Source organism: Pseudarthrobacter sp. Y6 (genome assembly GCF_050156205.1).
Classification (GTDB): domain Bacteria; phylum Actinomycetota; class Actinomycetes; order Actinomycetales; family Micrococcaceae; genus Arthrobacter.
Map to the genome: position 1 here is coordinate 1,032,270 of NZ_CP189574.1, position 19,727 is coordinate 1,051,996.

Sequence of the window (19,727 nt, forward strand, 5' to 3'; positions counted from 1 at the left end):
CCCCATGGGAACAGCAACACGCAGAATGACAGTCGCCCAGGCCGTCGTCGAGTACCTGTCCAAGCAGTACACGGTGGACCGCATCGGCACCGAGGACTACCGGGAGCGGCTGATTCCGGGGACGTTCGGCATCTTCGGCCACGGCAACGTTGCCGGTGTGGGCCAGGCGCTGAAGCAGTACCAGCACGCCGATCCCACGATCATGCCGTACTACCAGGGGCGCAATGAGCAGGCCCAGGTGCACCAGGCAGTAGGCTACGCACGCCACACCCGCCGCCGGCAGACGTTCGCAATCAGCACATCGATCGGTCCGGGTTCCACCAACCTGCTCACCGGTGCGGCGCTGGCCACCACCAACCGGCTGCCCGTGCTGCTGCTGCCCAGCGATACCTTTGCCACACGCGCCGCGGACCCGGTGCTCCAGCAGCTGGAACGCCCGGATGCCTATGACGTCACCGTCAACGATGCCTTCCGTCCGCTGTCCCGCTTCTTCGACCGGGTCTCACGTCCGGAGCAGCTGTTCTCCGCTTTCCATCACGGACTGCGCGTCCTCACGGACCCGGCCGAGACCGGCGCCGTCACCATCTCGCTGCCGCAGGACGTCCAGGCCGAGGCCTTCGACGTGCCTGCGGAGTTCCTGGCCGAACGGGAATGGCGCATCCGCCGCCCCGAGGCCGACGACGAGGACATCCGCCGCGCGGCCGAGGCCATCCGAGCCGCGAAGCGCCCGCTGATCATCGCCGGCGGCGGCGTCCTCTACGCCTATGCCAACGATGAACTGGCCAGGTTCGTGGAGCTGACCGGCATCCCGGTGGGCAACACCCAGGCCGGCGTCGGCGTCTTGCCGTGGGACCACCGGTTCTCGCTCGGCGCCATCGGTTCCACAGGCACGACAGCGGCCAATGCCATCGCCGCCGAAGCGGATCTGATCATCGGGATCGGCACCCGCTACGAGGACTTCACCACTGCCTCGCGGACCGCCTTCCAGAACCCTGACGTGAAGTTCATCAACATCAACGTTGCGCCGATTGATGCCTACAAGCACGGCACATCGCTGCCGATCGTCGCCGACGCGCGCAAGGCCCTGATCAAGCTGAACCAGGCACTGGGCGGTTACCGCGTGGGTGCGGACCTCGAACGGGCCATCGCTTCCGAGAAAGAACGCTGGAATGCCACAGTGGACGAGGCCTTCGATACCCGCTTCACGCCATTGCCGGCGCAGAACGAGATCATTGGCGCTACGAGCCGCGCCATGGACGCGCAGGATGTTGTCATTTGCGCCGCGGGTTCGCTTCCGGGCGACCTGCACAAGATGTGGCGCGTTCGTGACGCATTCGGCTACCACGTGGAATACGCGTACTCCTGCATGGGCTACGAAATTCCCGGCGGCCTCGGCGTCAAGCGCGCAGCGCTGGCGGAGGCAGCAGCGGGCGGCCCACAGCGCGACGTCGTGGTGATGGTGGGGGACGGTTCCTACCTGATGATGCACACCGAACTGGTCACCGCCGTCGCCGAACGGATCAAACTGATCGTGGTGCTGATCCAGAACCACGGCTACGCCTCGATCGGCTCCCTCTCCGAATCGCTGGGGTCCCAGCGCTTTGGCACCCAGTACCGTGCCTTGGACGAGGACAACCACAGCTTCGACGACGGCGAGAGGTTGCCTGTTGATCTCGCACTGAACGCCGAAAGCCTCGGTGTGAAAGTGATCCGGATTGAACCGGGGGAGAAGGTCATCGCCGAGCTGGAGCAGGCCATCCGAGATGCCAAGGCAGCGCCTGAAAGGGGCGGCCCGATCGTCATCCACGTCGAATCCGATCCGCTGCTGGATGCTCCCAGCTCCGAGTCCTGGTGGGATGTTCCGGTGTCGCAGATCTCGGAACTCGAATCCACCCAGCAGGCCTTCAAGAGCTACACGACAAACAAGAACCGCCAGCGAACGCTGCTGGGCTGACCCAAGGAAGCCAACATGACTATCACCATCAAGCATTTCATCAACGGCGCTGAGACTGCCGGCGAGGGCGACCGCACCCAGCCCGTCTACAACCCCGCCACCGGCGCCGTCTCCGCAGAGCTGCGGCTGGCCAACCGGGCAGACCTGGACGCCGCGGTCGCGGCCGCCAAGGCAGCTGCGGTCAGCTGGGGCGATTTCTCCCTGGCCAAGCGCACAGGCGTGCTCTTCAAGTTCCGTGAACTCGTCGCAGCACATATTGACGAGCTCGCCGCCCTGATCACCGCCGAGCACGGCAAGGTCCTCTCCGATGCCAAGGGCGAGATCGGCCGTGGCCTGGAGGTCATCGAGTTCGCCTGCGGCATTCCGCAGCTGCTCAAGGGTGACTACTCGGACCAGGTGTCCACCGGGATTGACGTCTTCTCGTTCCGCGAACCGCTGGGCGTGGTTGCCGGCATCACGCCGTTCAACTTCCCGGTCATGGTGCCGCTGTGGATGGCTCCGATGGCGATCGCCACCGGCAACGCTTTCATCCTCAAGCCCTCCGAACGGGACCCCTCCGCGTCCATGCTGCTGGCAAAGCTGTGGAAGCAGGCCGGCTTGCCCGACGGCGTTTTCCAGGTTCTGCACGGCGGCAAGGAGACCGTGGACGGCCTGCTGACGCACCCGGACGTTGACGGCATCTCGTTCGTTGGATCCACCCCGATTGCACAGTACGTCCATGAAACAGCCACGGCGCACGGCAAGCGCGTCCAGGCTCTGGGCGGCGCGAAGAACCACGCGATCATCATGCCCGACGCCGATCTGGACAACGCTGCCGACCACCTCGCGGCCGCCGCTTTCGGTTCCGCAGGAGAACGCTGCATGGCCATTTCCGTTGCTGTCGCCGTCGGCGACGCTGCTGACCTGCTGGTCAAGAAGGTCGAAGAGCGTGCACTGGCCGTCAAGGTCAACAACGGTACCGAGCCCGACGCGGAAATGGGACCGGTCATCACTCCGGCTTCCAAGGAACGCATCATCCGGATTGTCACCGAGGCCGAGCAGGCCGGAGCCGCGATGGTGGTTGACGGCCGCGACCTGGTGGTCCCGGGCCATGAGGAGGGCTTCTGGGTTGGGCCGACGGTTATTGACAACGTCAAGGCAGAGATGACCGCCTACACCGAGGAGATCTTTGGACCGGTGCTCGTGGTGGTCCGGGTGGAAGACCTGGATGAGGGGATCAAGCTGATCAACTCCAACCCGTACGGCAACGGCACCGCCATCTTTACGTCCTCCGGCGCCAACGCGCGGAAGTTCCAGCGTTCGGTGTCTGTAGGCATGATCGGCATCAACGTGCCCCTGCCGGTCCCCGTGGCCTACCACTCCTTCGGCGGCTGGAAGGCATCAATGTTCGGCGACAAGCACATGTACGGCCCTGAAGGTGTTTCCTTCTACACCCGCGGCAAGGTTGTCACCTCGCGCTGGCCTGAACCGACCCACGCCTCGGGAGCCTCCTACAACTTCCCGTCCAACTGAGCCTCACCGCTGAGACCCACACCGAGAAAGAAGGCGTTGTCATGACAGACGCAGCAAAGACCAACATCGAAAACAAGCTGATCATCGGCACGGCGCCGGATTCCTGGGGTGTCTGGTTCGCCGACGACCCCAAGCAGACTCCGTGGGAGCGGTTCCTCGACGAGGTTGCCGAGTCCGGCTACAAATGGATCGAACTGGGCCCGTACGGCTACCTGCCCAACGACCCCGCCCGCCTGGCTGAAGAACTCAAGCAGCGGGGCCTGTCGGTCACGGCCGGCACAGTCTTCACCGCCTTTCACCGCGGTGCCGAACAGTACGACATCGCTTGGGAACCGGCCCGCAAGGTAGCCGAGCTCACCGCCGCCATGGGTGGCGAACACATCGTGGTCATCCCGGCCATGTGGCGTGATGACGTCACCGGTGAGGCCGTGGAGAGCGGCGAGCTGAACTCCGCGCAATGGGGCGATCTGTTCGCCGGCCACAACAGGATGGGCAAGGTGCTGCTGGAGGACTTCGGCCTCAAACAGCAGTTCCACTCGCACGCAGACTCCCATGTCGGCGCGCAGGCCGACATTGAGCACCTCCTGGCGGAGACGGACCCTGAACTGCTGAATCTGTGCCTGGACACGGGACATGCCGAGTACTGCGGCGCTTCCAGCCTGGACCTGATCCGCAAGTACCCGGAACGCATCGGCTACCTGCACCTGAAGCAGATCAACCCCGAGATCCTCGCCAGGGTGAACGAGGAAAACATGACCTGGGCAGCGGCAAACCTGGCCGGGGTCATGACCGAACCGCCGAACGGGTTGCCGGACCTGCGGGCAGTCATCGATGCGGTGGAAGGCCTGAACCGGCCGATCTTCGGCATTGTCGAGCAGGACATGTACCCGGTGGCGTTCGACGTCCCCATGCCGATCGCCAAGCGCACCCGCAATTACCTGCTCTCCTGCGGCTCCCGCACCGCGGTCAGCTGACCAGGCACCGCAGAACCTCCAAACATCGAAGGACAGAACAATGACTGAATCACTCCGCGTGGCCGTCATCGGTGCAGGCCGCATGGGCGCCGACCACATCCAGCGCCTCAACAAGCGCATCCACGGCGCTGAAGTCGCCGCCGTCGTCGACGTTGACCTTGCCCGCGCCCAGGCAGCCATCGAAGGCATCCCGGGCGCCGTCGCCCTGGCCAACGCTGAGGAAGCGCTCAACAATGGCGACGTCAATGCTGTACTGATCGCCACTCCGGGCTTCCTGCACGAAGACATCCTGCTCAAGTCAATCGCCAAAGACATCCCGATCCTGTGCGAGAAGCCGCTTACTCCGGATGCAGAAACGGCTTGGAAGATCGTCCAGGCCGAGGAAAAGCTGGGACGCAAGCGCATCCAGGTCGGTTTCATGCGCCGGTTCGATGCCGAATACGCGGCTCTGGGCAGTGTGATCCGCGACCGCGAGCTCGGCGAACTGCTGATGCTGCACCACCAGCACCGCAACCCGACCACGCCCGCCGGCTTCACCAACGAAATGCTCATCAACGACTCTGTGGTGCATGAATTCGACGCCATCCGCTTCTTCACCGGCGAGGAAATCACCAGCGTACAGGTGCGCCTGGGCAAGGCCACCAGGAATGCACCCGCCGGCCAGCACGACCCGCAGCATGTCCTGATCGAGACGGAGTCCGGCGTGCTGGCCGACGTCGAGATCTACGTCAATGCGAAATTCGGGTACGAAGTGGCCACCCAGGCTTCCTTCGAGGACGGCATCGTGAGCATCGGCGGCGACAAGGGGCCGTACACCCGCAGCGCCGGACGCTGGGGCGGCAACGTCACCCCCGGCTTCGAAGAACGTTTCGCAGAAGCCTACGACGTCGAGATCCAGTCCTGGGTCGATGCTGCCCTGCGTGGCGAAATCGGCGGTCCCACCACCTGGGATGGCTACGCCACGGCAGCCTGTTGCGAGGCCGGTGTTGAGGCGCAGAAGAACGGCCAGAAGGTTGCAGTCGTCCTGAACCCCAAGCCGGCCCTGTACCGCTAAGGACCATCGGGAGGGGCGGAAGCGATTCCGTCCCTCCCGCGATTGCCCGCCTGACCCACAATGGAGTGACCACCGTGAAAATTGCGCTCGACCCCACGCCGTTCCACCACAGCCACAGCCTGCTGGAGTTCCCCCAGCTGGTGGCCGATCTCGGGTACAAGTACATGCAGCTGACGCCGCATCCGGACTTCATCCCGTTCTTCAACCATCCCAAGGCCGACGACGCCCTCGTCCGCCAGCTGAAAAATGCGTGCGCTGATGCGGGCATTGAGATCGCCTCCGTGTTACCGGTGCTGCGCTGGTCCGGCCCAGACGAGGACGCCCGCGAAGCCGCGGTCCGCTACTGGAAGCGAGCCATCCAGATCACCGTGGACCTCGGGGTCCGGCAGATTAACACCGAGTTCAACGGCCGCCCCGAGAGGGCGGAGGAATCCGAACGGGCCTTTTACCGGTCCATGGAGGAGCTGCTGCCGATCATCGAGCGCGAGGGTCTGCACGTGGCCATCGACCCGCACCCGGACGACTTTGTAGAGCAGGGCGTGGCCGCCCTGCGCGTGATTCGCGGCGTCAACTCGCCGAACGTCGGCATGGTCTACGTGGCCTCGCACACGTTCCACATGCAGGATGACCCGGAGGCGATCATGCAGGCGGCCGGAGAGCGGCTTCGTGTGGTCCACGTATCGGACACCATGAACCACCATGCCTCCCATGGCCTCCGCTACATCACCAATCCGCCCGGCAACGCCGTGCGCGTACACCAGCACTTGAGGCTCGGCGACGGCGACGTGGACTGGGACGAGTTCTTCGGCGGCCTGTCGGAAAACGGGTTCCTTGACCGGGACGACTCGGTCATGGTCTCCAGCGTTTTTGCCGAGGACGACAACGCCCGGGAGGTATCCCGGTACCAGCTGAACACCATCAAGGAATACGTCTCAAGCGTCCAATAGCGGCTGAGCTCTTCAACCACCTAAGGAACCATGACGAATTCACTTTTACTGGAGAGCGCGGCTCCAGCCCCAAAAACCGCGGCAAACCCCAAGAAATTCATGCGCCGCGTGGCGCTCTTCTCTACCTTTGGTGGTCTGCTGTTCGGCTACGACACCGGCGTCATCAACGGTGCTTTGCCGTTCATGCAGCGCGATCTTGGCCTGACGCCGCTCACTGAAGGGCTGGTCACATCGACTCTCCTGTTCGGGGCGGCTTTCGGCGCCATCGGTTCCGGCCGGCTGTCTGACCGGTTCGGCCGCCGCAAGACCATCATGGGCCTCGCTCTGATCTTTGCCGTGGCCACCATTGCCTGTTCATTCGCGCCAAGCACGGAGTGGCTCATTGCAGCCCGTACCTTGCTTGGCCTGGCGGTCGGCGGGGCGTCCGTCATTGTCCCGGTCTATCTGGCCGAAATGTCACCGGCTGCCCAACGCGGGCGGATCGTCACGCAGAACGAGCTCATGATTGTCACGGGCCAGTTCCTGGCCTTTACCTTCAACGCAGTGCTGGGAAATGCGTTCCCGGAGTCGATGCACGTGTGGCGCTGGATGCTGGTCATCGCCACACTACCTGCCGTTATCCTATGGTTCGGCATGTTGGTACTGCCGGAGAGCCCGCGCTGGCTGGCCGCGGCAGGCCGGTTCGGCGAAGTCATGGCTGTTCTGCGCAGCACTCGCGCAGCGGGTGACATCCCGACAGAGTTCGACGAAGTGCGGCAGGCTGCCCGCGAGGACTACAAGTCGAAACTGGGCACAGTTAAAGATCTGACAGTCCCATGGATCCGCCGGATCTTTGTGGTGGGGCTGGGCATGGCAGTGATCAATCAGATCAGCGGCGTCAACGCCATCATGTACTACGGCACCACGATTCTGTCCTCGTCCGGATTCGGCGATCAGGGTGCGCTCCTGGCGAATGTACTCAATGGCATCACCTCCGTAGTGGCCGTGATCGTGGGCATGTACCTGATGACCAGAATTGCCCGCAAATCCATGCTCATCTTCGGGCTGTGCGGCACCGCCACCTCGCTGCTGGCCATCGCCATCATTTCCTCCGCTGTCCCCGAGGGGCTGCTCCGGGCCTATCTGGTCCTGCTCTTCATGGTGACGTTTCTGGCGTCCATGCAGGCCTGCATCGGGACAGTGACCTGGCTGACCATGTCTGAAATCTTCCCGCTGCACGTGCGCGGCGTGGCCATGGGAATCTGCGTCTTTGTGTTGTGGATGATCAACTTCCTGATCGGGTTCTTCTTCCCGCAGATGGTGTCGTGGATCGGAATCTCCGCAACGTTCCTGATCTTCGTTGTTCTGCAGGCCTGCGCGATCGTCTGGGTCAAGCGGGTGGTGCCTGAAACCAGGGGCAAGAGCTTGGAAGAGCTGGAACACCATTTCAAGCAAGCAGCTGGCGTGCCCACCAACACAGGCGGCTCCGCCATCTGACCCAAGCGCCCGCCCTCGAGTTTTTGGACAGATAATGCCCCTTTCAGGCCGTGAAAGGGGCATTATCTGTACAAAAACTCGAAAATGGAGTGCGTGCTATGGCTCCGAAAACCAGCCGGCCGCCGTCGAGACTGCGGCGTTTAGCCGCAACACTCCACCCAGATGCCGCAGCTCGGCTTTGGCGTCTTCCAGGTGTCCGACGACGGCACCATGGCCGCGGGCAGCGCAGAACGGCAGGGGTCTCAGCCGAACGGCAAGCGGGGGTCTAAGTCCTGGCCTTCCCAGCTCTGCCGGACCCAGCCGTGGTGGGGGTCGTCGCTGATGAGCCAGTCACGGACACGGCCGGGCCCGGCCATGACATTGAGGTAGTACATGTCGTAGCCGGGTGCGGCCATTGCCGGTCCGTGCCAGCCGTAGGGGACCAGGACCACGTCGCCAGTGCGCACCTCGGCGGAAACGTCGATCGGCCGTTCGTCGGAGGCGTAGACCCGCTGGTAGCCGATCGCATCGGCGTCCGGTCCGGGACCGGCGGATCCGGCGACGGCGGCCACGCGGGTTTCGAAGTAGTAGATCTCCTCGAGACGGGTTTCGCCGTCTTTTTCCTCGTCGTGCTTGTGCGGAGGGTAGGAGGACCAGTTGCCGGCCGGGGTGATGACTTCGCAGACGATGAAGCGGTCGGCTTCAAGGGCGGCCGGTGTGCCGAAGTTATGGACCTGACGCGAGCAGTTTCCTGCGCCGCGCAGTTCCACCGGGGTTTCCGCGGCGGTAATCAGGCGCGTGGGGTACGAAACCTGGGCCGGCGCGGTGGCAATGGCTACCCTCCCGCCGTCGGAGGAACTGACTGTCACGGACTTTTCCGTACCGGAATACAGCACGTCCGTAGTGCCGCTGAAGACGCTCGCACGGCCGGCTAGCTGGAAGTCCTGGCCATCCACGGTCGCCGTGAAGGACCCGCTGAGCGGGATCACTATCCGTTCCTCGCCCGCTGCGGGAAGTTCGACGGCGGCACCGGGGGCCAGTGTGGCCACCTTCAGCCCGGTGTGTGCCCACCCTTCCACCTCGATGGTGGAGTCTGCGGTTCCGAGCGAAACGTCCCAGCTGCCTTGGGCAGCGGTTCCCAGTGGATATACCCAGTCGGCCATGGATTACTCTTTCGGTCAGTGTCTAAGTACGGGATGTCTGTGTCCGGCGCTCAGCGCTGGACAAGTGTCATTTCAAAACTGTAGGAATCCGCGCGGTACACATGGTGGCCGGTCTCCACCATCCGGCCGGTGTCGTCCACCGCGGTGCGCTCCATGGTCACCAGCGCAGATCCCGGTTCCGTTTCCAGCAGCGGGGCCTGGTAGTCGTTGGCCACCATCGCGCCGATCCGCTGGGAGGCTAGCCGGAAGTTCACTCCGCCATTGCGCAGGATGCCGTAGAGGCCCTGTGAGCCGAGCAGTGCTTCGTCGATGGTGGTGATGTCATCACGGACCCAGTTCTCCATCAGCGCCAACGGCTTTCCGGCTACTTTCCGGAGCCTGGTGAAGTGATAAACCCTGGCGCCTGCAGGCAGGTGCAAAGCCTTCAGGGTGGCGGCGTCGGCCTCAATATGGGAAAAGCTCAGCACCTCGGTGGTGGGCTTGCTGCCGTTGTTTGTGAGGTCGTCAAAGAGGCTGGAAAGCTCCAGCGGGCGGCGGACCTGGCTGGAAACCACCTGGGTGCCGACACCGCGTTTACGGACCAGCAGGCCGGAGCGGACCAGCTCGTCCATGGCTTTGCGCATGGTGGGGCGGGAGAGATTGAGCCGTGCGGCGAGGTCAATTTCGTTGTCCAGCCGGCTACCGGGAGTCAGGATCCCGGTGTGGATGGCGGCCTCAATGCCCTGCACCACCTGGTGGTAGAGGGGTACCGGGGAAGAGCGATCGATACTGAGATTGAGTTGATTCGCCATTGAGCTCTCCCTTTGTGCTGCGGAGGTTCCCTGCGTCCAGGATACCCACGTATGTCAGGTGCATGTTCGCTTGATAGGACATACTGCCTTATTTATCGATGATAGCAGGATGACATCGTTGATCAAAAGTGGCTAGTGCGGCAGATGCGAGCACTCTGAGGCCTGGCCGTAGCGGTTCTCCAGCGATTCGAATTACGTAAAAACATCCTAATGTCAGGACAAACTATTGACAAAGTGTGAGTGGAGTCACCATGATCTCTATAGGAGGCATACGGACTGCAGCAATGTGGCATCGGTCGTAGCCCGAATCAAAGGAGATTAATCGTGACCAAGTTCTCGTGGCGGAAGGCAGCGCTTGTAGCCGCCGTTGTACCCATGGTGGCCCTCAGCGCCTGCTCCAGCACCGGCGGGAAGCCGGCCGACACCGGAAATGCTGCCGGTGGTGGACAGGCCGTCAGCACTCCGCGGCTCAAAGTCGCACTCATTACCCACGCGGCAGCGGGCGACACATTCTGGGACATTGTCCGCAAGGGTGCCGAGGAAGCCGCCGCGAAGGACAACGTTGAGTTGCTCTACACCTCGGATCCTGAGGGCGGCCGGCAGGCGCAGCTCATCCAGCAGGCCGTGGACCAGAAAGTTGACGGCATTGCCGTCACGCTGGCGAAGCCTGATGCGCTCAAGGATGCACTCAAGAAGGCAACCGACGCAGGCATTCCCGTAGTCAGCCTCAACGCCGGTGAGTCCGTCTCCGCACAGCTGGGCGCATTCACCCACTTCGGATCCAACGAAAAGCTTGCCGGCGCCGCCGTAGGCGAGAAGCTCAGTTCGCTCGGCCTGAAGCACCCGATCTGCGTCATCCAGGAACAGGGCCACGTGGGATTGGAAGCACGGTGCGGTGGCGTCAAGGAGAAGGTCCCGGCCACCGAAATCCTCTATGTCACCGGAACCGACATGACACAGGTTTCCTCGACTGTGACTGCCAAGCTGCAGGCCACAGCCGATGCCGACGCCATCATCGGCCTGGGCGCTCCCTTCACGCTCACCATCCTCAAAGCTGTTACCTCTGCCAACAGCAAGGCGAAGGTTGCTTCCTTTGACATGAACCCCGAACTGGCACAGAAAATCGTCGACGGCGAGATCATCTTCACTGTCGACCAGCAGCCGTGGCTCCAGGGTTACAGCTCCATCGACGCCATCTGGCAGACCAAGCGCGGCGGCTTCAAGATCGGCGGCGGACAGCCCGTGCTGACCGGACCCTCCATCGTTGACAAAGCTGCTGCCACGGATGCCCTCAAATTTGCCCAGCAGGGCATCCGCTAAGCAGTCTTTACAGCCTGGCCCGGGGCCTGCCCCGGGCCAGGCGCAAAGGAGAATGATCATGACCCAAACACTGACAAAGCATTTGGCTGCCGATGAACGCGTAGGAAAGCGCAACCCGCTCCAAAAGCTGCTTGGCCGTCCGGAGGTTGGTGCACTCGTAGGCGCCGTCGTCCTGTTTATCTTTTTCGCCGCAGTTTCGCAGACCTTCACCCAGCCGAATGCCTTTGCCACCGTTCTTTACGGCAGCTCAACCATCGGCATCATGGCCGTTGGCGTTTCGCTGCTGATGATCGGCGGCGAGTTCGATCTCTCCACGGGCGTGGCAGTGATCAGCTCGGCCCTGACAGCGTCCCTCTTCAGCTGGTACTTCACCACCAATGTCTGGGTCGGGGTTGCGCTGGCGCTGGTGGTGTCGCTGTCCATTGGCTTCATCAATGGCTGGATCCTGATCAAGACCAAGCTGCCCAGCTTCATCGTGACCCTGGCCAGCTTCCTGATGCTGACCGGCCTGAATCTGGGCCTGACGCGTCTTATCGGCGGCTCGGTGTCTTCCCCGTCCATCTCCACCATGGATGGTTTCAAGTCTGCCCAGGCCATTTTTGCCTCCTCGGTGAACATCGCCGGCGTCGAGGTCAAGAACACCGTCTTTATCTGGATCGTCCTTGTGGCCGTGGCGTCATGGGTCCTGCTGCGCACCAAGGTGGGCAACTGGATCTTCGCGGTGGGCGGCGATGCCAACGCAGCCCGCGCCGTGGGCGTTCCGGTAGCCAAGACCAAGATCGGCCTGTTCATGGCCGTTGGTTTCTGCGGCTGGATCCTGGGCATGCACAACCTGTTCGCGTTTGACGCCGTGCAGTCAGGCGAAGGTGTGGGCAATGAATTCCTCTACATCATCGCCGCCGTCATCGGTGGCTGCCTTCTCACCGGCGGCTATGGTTCTGCGGTCGGCGGTGCGATCGGCGCCTTCATCTTCGGTATGGCCAACAAGGGCATTGTGTACGCCCAGTGGAACCCGGACTGGTTCAAGTTCTTCCTGGGCCTGATGCTGCTGCTGGCCACCATAGTGAACCTGATCGTCAAGCGTCGAGCAGAACTCAAGTAAGGGGCTGTATTCATGAACGCCAAACAGATAGACCAGCAAACGCTGCTCAAGGATGAAAAAGACCCGCTGACCCACACCCCCGTTCACCTGCTGTCCCTGGATCAGGTGGGCAAGCATTACGGCAACATCATCGCGCTGAGCGATGCGACCCTGGCGGTGGACAATGGCCGGGTGACCTGCGTTTTGGGCGACAACGGTGCCGGCAAGTCCACGCTGATCAAGATCATCGCCGGCCTTCACCAGCATGACGAGGGGACGTTCAAGATCCTGGGCGAGGAGCGGAAGCTCAACAGCCCCCGCGAGGCGCTGGATTCCGGCATTGCCACGGTGTATCAGGACCTTGCAGTTGTCCCCCTGATGCCGATCTGGCGCAACTTCTTCCTTGGCTCGGAGCTCACCACCGGGTGGGGCCCGCTCAAGCGCATGGACGTCCAGCGGATGAAGGACATCACCCTGAAGGAACTTGCGGAGATGGGCATCGATCTGCGTGATGTGGAACAGCCCATCGGCCAGCTCTCGGGCGGTGAGCGGCAGTGCGTTGCGATCGCGCGTGCGGTGTACTTCGGTGCCAAGGTCCTGATTCTGGACGAGCCGACGGCGGCCCTGGGTGTCAAGCAGTCCGGCGTGGTGCTCCGGTACATCCTGCAGGCCCGTGACCGCGGGCTCGGCGTCGTCTTTATCACGCACAACCCGCACCATGCCTTCCCTGTGGGGGACCGGTTCCTGCTGCTCAAGCGTGGCAAATCGATCGGCTACTACGAGAAGAAGGACATCACGCTCGAGGAGCTGACGGCGCAGATGGCCGGCGGCGCCGAACTGGCAGAGCTCGCCCACGAGCTCGAAGAGCTCGGCGGCCACGGCGACGTCGTGAAGGAAGTCCAGGCGGAAGTGGCCGGCACAGGCAGCCACCTCCCCGGCTAGTGCATGCTGGAGCCCCCCGCCCGAGCGCGATTCAGCCGGGGGGTCCTGCGCGCCCGGCAGTACCCCGAAATTCATTGGAAAGGATGACCCATGACCTACATCGATACAAAACCATCTGCCCAGCCGATCCCTGTGCGGCTTGGACTGATCGGCGCCGGCTGGATGGGGGCATTCCACGGTGAGAGCATTGTCCGGCGCGTTCCCGGAACCGTCCTTGATGCTGTCGCCGACCCGGATCTCACCGCCGCCGCAGAGCTGGCCGGCCGGCTCGGCGTGGCAAAAGTGACAGCCGATGCGGCGGATCTGCTGGCCGATCCGGAGATCGACGGCGTCATCATCGCCAGCCCGGCCCGGTTCCACTCCGCGCTGATCACCCAGGCGGCCCGCGCCGGCAAGCACATCTTCTGTGAAAAGCCAGCAGGACTGACTCTGGAGGAGCTTGATGCTGCCCTGGCAGAGGTGGACAAAGCCGGGGTGCACTTCCAGATCGGCTTCAACCGCCGTTACGCCCACGATTTTGCTGCCGCGAAGCGCGACCTTGCCGCCGGTGTTGCCGGGCAGCCGCAGCTCCTGCGCTCCCTGACCCGGGATCCCGGCACCGGCAGTATCGGCCACGCTGCCCGGATCCCTGCGTGGACCATCTTCCTGGAAACGCTGATCCATGATTTCGACACCCTGAACTGGTTCAACGAGGGCGCCGAGCCGGTGGAAGTCTACGCCGTGGCCGACGCCCTCGTGGAGCCGGACTTCAAGGAACACGGACTCCTGGATACCGCCGTTGTGACCATCCGCTACAGCAACGGTGCGCTGGCAGTCGCGGAGGCGAACTTCAGTGCGCTCTACGGCTACGACGTCCGGGGCGAGGTCTTTGGCTCCCGGGGAATGGTCCAGGCAGGACAGAGCACTGAGACATCGGCCCGTCGCTACACGGCTGATGGTGTTTCCGCCGACACTCCTCGGCTCAACGTTGAACTATTCCGCCAGGCCTACACTGATGAACTGGCCGACTTTGCCGACACCGTCCGGGCACGGCGCGACGGCGGGACGGCGCCGTCGACTGGGTTCACGCTGACCCCGGGCGCCGCCGACGCCCGCCGGGCTTTGGCGATGGCGCTGGCCTGCATCGAGTCGGTCAAACTTGGCGCGCCTGTGGCTCTGCCCGGAGCTCTTCTGGCGGCAGCTGCGAAGGCCGGCAAATGATGCGGCTCGCGGTCTGCGCCGAAATGGTGTTCACGGAGTTGCCGTTCATCGAACGGGTCCGGCGGATCCACGACGCCGGATTCGACGTCGAGCTCTGGGATTCGAGGAGCAAGGACCTTGCGGCGCTCAAGGCCACCGGCGCGGTGTTCTCCTCGATGACGGGCTACAGCGCCGGCAGCGTCGTGGACCCGGCGACGGCCGACGACGTGGTCCGGACGGCTGAGCAGCTGATTCCCGCGGCTCTGGAACTGGGCGTCAGCAGGATGGTGGTGCATTCTGCCGAACTGGTGGATGGCGCAGCCGCCCGTCCTGTGTACCGCTCAACGGGCAGGATGTGGACCACGGGCGTGCGAACGCTGCAACGGCTGGGGGAGCTGGGGGCGAAGCACGGCTTGACCTTCTGCCTCGAGAACCTCAACACGATTCTCGACCACCCCGGGATTCCGCTGGCGCGGGCCAAGGACACCCTGCACCTCGTGGAGGCCGCGGGGCACCCGAACGTGAAGCTGATGCTGGATCTCTACCATGCCCAGCTGGGGGAGGGGAATCTGATCGAACTGGTCCGCTCCGCCCTGCCACACATCGGTGAAATCCAGGTGGCAGATGTGCCTGGCCGCTGCGAACCCGGCACGGGGGAGATCAACTACAGAGCCATCGCCGGCGCGCTTGCTGATGCCGGCTATGACGGGACCGTGGGTATGGAAGCCTGGGCCAGCAGCGACAGCGACGACGCCCTGGCCGCCTTCCGTGATGCGTTCACTCTTCAGCGCTGAAGCTGCCGGACCACCTGCCCGGGGCCGCTGTGCTGCCCCGGGCCTCCAGCACGGGCGGCAGCAGTTCGTCCTGAGGGAGTGCGGCGTCCCGTTCCAGCCTCGCCAGCAGCAGCTCCGCTGCGCGCTGACCGGCTGCGAAGCTTGCCGTGTCCACGGACGTGAGACTGATCCGGCGGAGCATGGCCAGCGGCGTGTTGTCGTAACCGGCAACGGAGAGATCCGCGGGCACGGAGAGCCCGCGTTCCTCCGCCGCTGACATGACTCCCAGGGCCGCCATATCGTTGACCGCGAAGACCGCCGTTGGCCTGTCCGCCCCGCCCAGCAAGTCCAGGCCGGCGCGGTAGCCGGCTTCCTCCGTGAGATCCCCAGGCACTGTCCGGATGAATTCCGCAAGACCGGCGGCTGCCATTTCCGCTTCGTACCCCCGCTGCCGGGTGGCCCCGACGGCGGTGCCGGGCGCCCCCACGTGCGCGATGTTCCGGTGGCCCAGCGACACCAGATGTGCCACCGCGAGGCGGGCGCCGGCGTCGTCGTCGTTGGTCACGACGGTCACGTTCGGGCCGGGGCCTGACGGCGCGCCCAAGACCACGGTTGGCACCTGTGCGGCGGCAGCGGTAAGGCCCGGGCTCTCCGGCATGGTCCCCACCAGAACCAATCCCTCGATGTTCATTTCGAGCAGTTTCTTCAGCAAGGACTCGCCGCTGCGGCTGTCCAGCCGGAAGTCCCCCATGATCATCTGCAGGCCGTGTTCGTTGAGCCGGCCGTTGAGTCCCTCCACGGCGCTGACGAACCAGGGATTCCGCATGTCATTAAGCACCACCCCCACGGTCCGGCTCCGTGATTCACTGAGTGCACGGGCGGCGGCGTTTGGCCGGTAGCCGAGCTGAATCACCGCCCGTGCCACCGCTGCCCTCTTGGCTTCACTGACGTAACCCGTGCCGCGCAGCACCAGCGAAACGACCGACTTGGACACGCCGGCTGCGGCAGCCACGTCGAGTATGGTGGCGGCGCGCTTGCGCACGGGATCTGGCACGGCATCCTCCAGCTTGGGTGTGGTTTGTTAATACAAAGTCTTGACGCGGAACGGTGACCTCCCATACTCTAGCAAGCAGTTGTTGGAGCGTTCCAACATTGTCAGCTTCCCAGTTCATTGCCCGGGGTCCGGGCCCGTTTTTTACAAAGGAACACTATGAAGGATGTAACTCTCGGTCTGGTCGGGGTGGGGCGCATTGGCGTTATGCACGCCAACAACATTTCCGCGCTGAACAATGTGCTGAACCCTCAGGGGATTAATGTCCGGCTCAAGCTGACTGACGTTGCTGCGGACCATGCACGCAGGGTGGCGGCCGGGATCGGCGCCGAGTTCCTGCCATCAGTGGAGGAGCTGATTGCGTCCGGCGTGAGCGGGCTGGTCATAGCCACCGGCACTGGCACTCATCCGGATCTCATCAGGGCCGGCGTGGACGCCGGGATTCCGGTATTCTGCGAAAAGCCAGTGGCCATGGATGTTGCGGACTCCACGCCGGTGCTGGACTACATCCGGGACAACGGCGGAACGGTGCAGATCGGCCACCAGCGCCGCTTCGACGCCGGATACCTTGAGGCCAAACGATCCCTTGATGCCGGCGAACTGGGCTGGATCCATTCGTTGCGCGCCGTCACGTGTGACATGACGCCCCCGCCGGTGGAGTTCCTGGCAACGTCCGGCGGGCTGTTCCGGGACTGCTCCGTCCACGACTTCGACATCCTGCGCTGGCTGACCGGCCGCGAGATCGTGGAGGTTTACGCCAAGGGCTCCAACAACGGGGATCCGGCCATCGGTGAAGTGGGCGACGTGGACACCGCCCTGGCACTGGTGACGTTCGACGACGGCACGGTGGGCACTGTTTCCGCCACCCGTTACAACGGGGCCGGGCATGATGTCCGGCTTGAAATCCAGGGCTCGGAGTCCTCCGTCATGGTGGGGCTGGATGAGAAGACGGCGATGGCCTCGGCCGAGGCCGGCATCACCTTCCCTGCGGGTGAACCGCACAAGACTTTTGCCGAACGATTCGATCAGGCCTACCGCTCGGAGATGGCCGCATTTGTGGAGCTGATCCTGGGCCAGCGGGAAAATCCCTGCACTCCGGAAGACGCCGTCGCCGCTTCCCGGGTGGCCGATGCCGCCCAGGAGTCGCTGGAAACGGGCGTGCCGGTCAGGGTGCGCCGTCCAAACTAAAGCAAAGCGGGTCCGGCAAACCTCCACAAATGCTTTGAAGGGTGCCAACCTCTCGGCGCCGGAGAGGTCAACAGCCTCCGGGTGCCACTGGACCGAAGCCACCCAGCGTTCGGGATCTTCCAGGGCTTCCACGGTTCCGTCTTTCGCAACCGCCGTCACCACCAGTCCGTCTGCCACTCTTGCTCCGGAATGGTGGTGTCCGGAGGCGATTTTCACGGGTGCCGGGTTGGCGACCGCTGTCATTGCCGGCCGCGGACTTGCTGTGGACCACCGTTCCAGGGGCCATGTCCTGGATCAGGGTGCCGCCCTAGCCACATTGAGGAGCTGGTGCCCGCGGCAGATTCCCAGGAGCGGAAGCCCGGCGTCGATCGTCTGGCGTGCAACGGCGATGTCCAGCACGTTCAGCGCCACGTTGACGTCTTAGCAGACTTAACTCGGCTCCTGCCCGTAGAGCCGGGGATCCAGATCCCCGCCACCGGGAAGCACGACGCCGTCGAGCGCCTCGAGTGCATTGGCCAGCCGGCCGCTTCCGATCACGTCGTGAGGCTCGCCGGGTTGCGGGGGCACCAGCAGTTCAGGTGCCAGTAGCACCGGCTCGCCGCCGCCGTCGCGCACCAGGGCAACGATGTAATCGAAGAGTTCATTGGCCTCGCCCACTCTGGGGTCCGGGTCGACGCACACCGCAGACGGACGTCCTAGGCTGGGGGGATGAACAACCGATACCTGGTGTCCCGCGAACGTTTCATCGCCGCTCCGCCCGAAGTGATCTTTGAAGTCCTGGCCACGCCGGCGCTGCACAGTGCCATCGACGGTTCCGGCACGGTCAAGGGCGCCCAGCCGCGCGGCCCGGAGCGGCTGAGCCTTGGAGCCCGGTTCGGCATGGAAATGAACATGGCCGTGGACTACAAGATCCTGAACACGGTCTCCGAGTTCGAGGAAGGCCGGCGCATCGCCTGGCGCCATTTCTACGGCCACGTCTGGCGCTACATCCTGGAACCGGCCACCGGCGCCGACGGTACTGCCGGCACGCGCGTCACCGAACAATGGGACGCCAGAGCGGTCCGTGGCAAGGTCCTTCTCCGGCTGGCAGGTTACCTGCGCCGTCACCCCGTCAGCATCGAAAAGACGCTGGCCCGGCTGGAAGAGCACGCGACCGGCGCGGCCGGAGTGGCAGGCTAGGTCCTCGGTGTGAACCCCTCCGGCGGCCTTATCCCCAGCCCTCGGACCCTTGAGGTTGAGAGCCTGGATGCCTTCGACCGGTTGGTCGCTGCCGGCGCAGTGGCCATGCACGGCTGGCACGCCCAGTCCCTGGACCTGCGCGGTCGGAAGGCAGCGTTGGAAACCCTGGACGTGGAAGGGGCCATTTTTCTGGGGTGTACCTTCGACCAGGGCGTCGAAGAAGGGCTTCGCCGCCGTGGCGCATTGATCTTCCCCAGGTTGACGGGTGTGCCGTTCGATCCTTACCGGGCGCGGCTCTATACGCCGCAGGAACTGTACGCAGGCCTGGAAAGTTCACCCTATGAGGAGCTGCCTGACGCACTGGTGTATCAGTGGAGCATCAGCCCGGGGCAGCGCAAGCGGTTGGACGCCACCCTGGCCTCGGCGCTGCATGACCACGCCATCGGCGACGCCTTGGACGAGTTCACGCACTCGGACCTCTACGCCGGCCGCACCACCGTGGGCGTGATGGGCGGACATGCCGCCCAGCGGGGCACCCCGGAGTTCATCCAGGCAGCCGAGCTGGGCAGGCGTCTGGCGCAGACCCGGCGGCTGGTGGCAACCGGCGGCGGCCCGGGTGCCATGGAAGCGGCGAACCTTGGCGCGTATCTCAGCCACGTTCCGCACGCTGAATTCACGGCCGCCCTGGCCGGGCTTGGATCCGTCCCTGGCTTCCGTCCCTCGGTGTCCGCGTGGGCACGCGAGGCTGCCGCCGTCGTCGAACGCTATCCGGGCGGAACGCCGTCGCTGGGAATCCCCACCTGGTTCTACGGTCATGAGCCGCCCAACTACTTTGCCACCCACATCGCCAAGTACTTCGCCAACGCCATCCGGGAGGCGATCCTACTGGAACTGTGCGACGGCGGCATCATTTTCCTGCCGGGAGCGGCCGGTACCGTGCAGGAAATTTTCCAGGACGCCTGCGAGAACTACTACAGCGCCCGCGAAGCCGTGACGCCGATGGTGCTGGTGGGTCGGCGCCACTGGGAGCAAGAGTATCCCGCGTGGCCGATGCTCCAGCGTTTGGCTGCCGGACGTGCCATGGAGGGCCGGATTTTCCTGGTGGACAGTGTGGACGAGGCGCTCGCGGTGCTTGGCGGCTAGCTTCGTTCGCCTTGGTGGGAC

At 64.1% G+C, this 19,727-nt stretch carries 18 protein-coding genes and 1 pseudogene; 14 read left to right on the top strand and 5 right to left on the bottom strand.

Annotation, left to right across the window (positions count from 1 at the left end; genetic code table 11):
• Positions 1-4: 4 nt before the first annotated feature.
• The 6 genes from iolD (at position 5) to ACQCSW_RS05045 (ending at position 7,917) form a co-directional block, all read left to right on the top strand.
• A complete protein-coding gene (iolD, locus tag ACQCSW_RS05020) occupies positions 5-1,954 on the top strand; it encodes a 3D-(3,5/4)-trihydroxycyclohexane-1,2-dione acylhydrolase (decyclizing) (RefSeq protein ID WP_426989770.1) in 1,950 nt (649 codons plus the stop codon).
• Positions 1,955-1,969: 15 nt separating this feature from the next.
• Complete coding sequence (locus ACQCSW_RS05025; protein ID WP_354249568.1) at positions 1,970-3,466, top strand: CoA-acylating methylmalonate-semialdehyde dehydrogenase; 1,497 nt, start codon at positions 1,970-1,972, stop codon at positions 3,464-3,466.
• Between the two features lie 41 nt (positions 3,467-3,507).
• Positions 3,508-4,440 carry a sugar phosphate isomerase/epimerase family protein gene (locus tag ACQCSW_RS05030; protein WP_426989771.1) on the top strand — a complete coding sequence of 311 codons (933 nt, stop codon included), beginning with the start codon at positions 3,508-3,510 and terminating at the stop codon, positions 4,438-4,440.
• 40 nt (positions 4,441-4,480) lie between these two features.
• Positions 4,481-5,494 carry a Gfo/Idh/MocA family protein gene (locus ACQCSW_RS05035; protein WP_426989772.1) on the top strand — a complete coding sequence of 338 codons (1,014 nt, stop codon included), beginning with the start codon at positions 4,481-4,483 and terminating at the stop codon, positions 5,492-5,494.
• Between the two features lie 74 nt (positions 5,495-5,568).
• A complete protein-coding gene (locus ACQCSW_RS05040) occupies positions 5,569-6,441 on the top strand; it encodes a sugar phosphate isomerase/epimerase family protein (RefSeq protein WP_426989773.1) in 873 nt (290 codons plus the stop codon).
• 30 nt (positions 6,442-6,471) lie between these two features.
• Entirely contained in the window at positions 6,472-7,917 is a 1,446-nt protein-coding gene (locus ACQCSW_RS05045; RefSeq protein ID WP_426989774.1) for a sugar porter family MFS transporter, read from the top strand.
• Positions 7,918-8,159: 242 nt separating this feature from the next.
• On the opposite strand, the gene iolB is transcribed toward ACQCSW_RS05045, so the two are convergent.
• Together iolB and ACQCSW_RS05055 are read right to left on the bottom strand one after the other, a co-directional pair.
• Positions 8,160-9,059, bottom strand: coding sequence for a 5-deoxy-glucuronate isomerase (gene iolB, locus ACQCSW_RS05050; protein WP_354249563.1), 900 nt, complete (start codon positions 9,057-9,059; stop codon positions 8,160-8,162).
• A gap of 50 nt (positions 9,060-9,109) precedes the next feature.
• Positions 9,110-9,850 carry a GntR family transcriptional regulator gene (locus ACQCSW_RS05055; protein ID WP_426989775.1) on the bottom strand — a complete coding sequence of 247 codons (741 nt, stop codon included), beginning with the start codon at positions 9,848-9,850 and terminating at the stop codon, positions 9,110-9,112.
• Between the two features lie 324 nt (positions 9,851-10,174).
• On the opposite strand from ACQCSW_RS05055, the gene ACQCSW_RS05060 reads away from it, so the two are divergent.
• From ACQCSW_RS05060 to ACQCSW_RS05080, 5 genes are all read left to right on the top strand, one after another.
• Positions 10,175-11,170, top strand: a complete 996-nt coding sequence (locus ACQCSW_RS05060; RefSeq protein ID WP_354249561.1) for a substrate-binding domain-containing protein — start codon at positions 10,175-10,177, stop codon at positions 11,168-11,170.
• Positions 11,171-11,222: 52 nt separating this feature from the next.
• Positions 11,223-12,272: an ABC transporter permease gene (locus tag ACQCSW_RS05065; protein ID WP_426989776.1), complete on the top strand. Its 1,050-nt coding sequence runs from the start codon at positions 11,223-11,225 to the stop codon at positions 12,270-12,272.
• A gap of 12 nt (positions 12,273-12,284) precedes the next feature.
• Positions 12,285-13,193, top strand: a complete 909-nt coding sequence (locus tag ACQCSW_RS05070; protein ID WP_111908614.1) for an ATP-binding cassette domain-containing protein — start codon at positions 12,285-12,287, stop codon at positions 13,191-13,193.
• A gap of 90 nt (positions 13,194-13,283) precedes the next feature.
• Entirely contained in the window at positions 13,284-14,393 is a 1,110-nt protein-coding gene (locus ACQCSW_RS05075) for a Gfo/Idh/MocA family oxidoreductase (protein WP_426989777.1), read from the top strand.
• Positions 14,393-15,166, top strand: coding sequence for a TIM barrel protein (locus tag ACQCSW_RS05080; RefSeq protein ID WP_426990624.1), 774 nt, complete (start codon positions 14,393-14,395; stop codon positions 15,164-15,166). Before ACQCSW_RS05075 ends, ACQCSW_RS05080 begins: the two co-directional genes overlap by 1 nt.
• Here the strand turns inward: ACQCSW_RS05080 and ACQCSW_RS05085 are convergent.
• Complete coding sequence (locus ACQCSW_RS05085; RefSeq protein WP_426989778.1) at positions 15,150-16,199, bottom strand: LacI family DNA-binding transcriptional regulator; 1,050 nt, start codon at positions 16,197-16,199, stop codon at positions 15,150-15,152. The two genes, ACQCSW_RS05080 and ACQCSW_RS05085, sit on opposite strands and share 17 nt — an antisense overlap.
• A gap of 156 nt (positions 16,200-16,355) precedes the next feature.
• Here ACQCSW_RS05085 and ACQCSW_RS05090 point away from each other — a divergent pair, with 156 nt between their 5' ends.
• Complete coding sequence (locus ACQCSW_RS05090; RefSeq protein ID WP_354249556.1) at positions 16,356-17,384, top strand: Gfo/Idh/MocA family oxidoreductase; 1,029 nt, start codon at positions 16,356-16,358, stop codon at positions 17,382-17,384.
• A gap of 135 nt (positions 17,385-17,519) precedes the next feature.
• Here the strand turns inward: ACQCSW_RS05090 and ACQCSW_RS05095 are convergent.
• Positions 17,520-17,795 (bottom strand): annotated as a pseudogene (locus ACQCSW_RS05095) (gamma-glutamyl-gamma-aminobutyrate hydrolase family protein); the annotation flags it as partial.
• An 18-nt stretch (positions 17,796-17,813) separates the two neighbouring features.
• Positions 17,814-18,041 carry a gamma-glutamyl-gamma-aminobutyrate hydrolase family protein gene (locus ACQCSW_RS05100; RefSeq protein ID WP_426989779.1) on the bottom strand — a complete coding sequence of 76 codons (228 nt, stop codon included), beginning with the start codon at positions 18,039-18,041 and terminating at the stop codon, positions 17,814-17,816.
• A gap of 51 nt (positions 18,042-18,092) precedes the next feature.
• Between ACQCSW_RS05100 and ACQCSW_RS05105 the strand changes: the two genes are divergently transcribed.
• Together ACQCSW_RS05105 and ACQCSW_RS05110 are read left to right on the top strand one after the other, a co-directional pair.
• Entirely contained in the window at positions 18,093-18,563 is a 471-nt protein-coding gene (locus tag ACQCSW_RS05105) for an SRPBCC family protein (protein ID WP_426989780.1), read from the top strand.
• A gap of 9 nt (positions 18,564-18,572) precedes the next feature.
• Complete coding sequence (locus ACQCSW_RS05110) at positions 18,573-19,706, top strand: LOG family protein (protein WP_426989781.1); 1,134 nt, start codon at positions 18,573-18,575, stop codon at positions 19,704-19,706.
• Positions 19,707-19,727 lie beyond the last annotated feature (21 nt).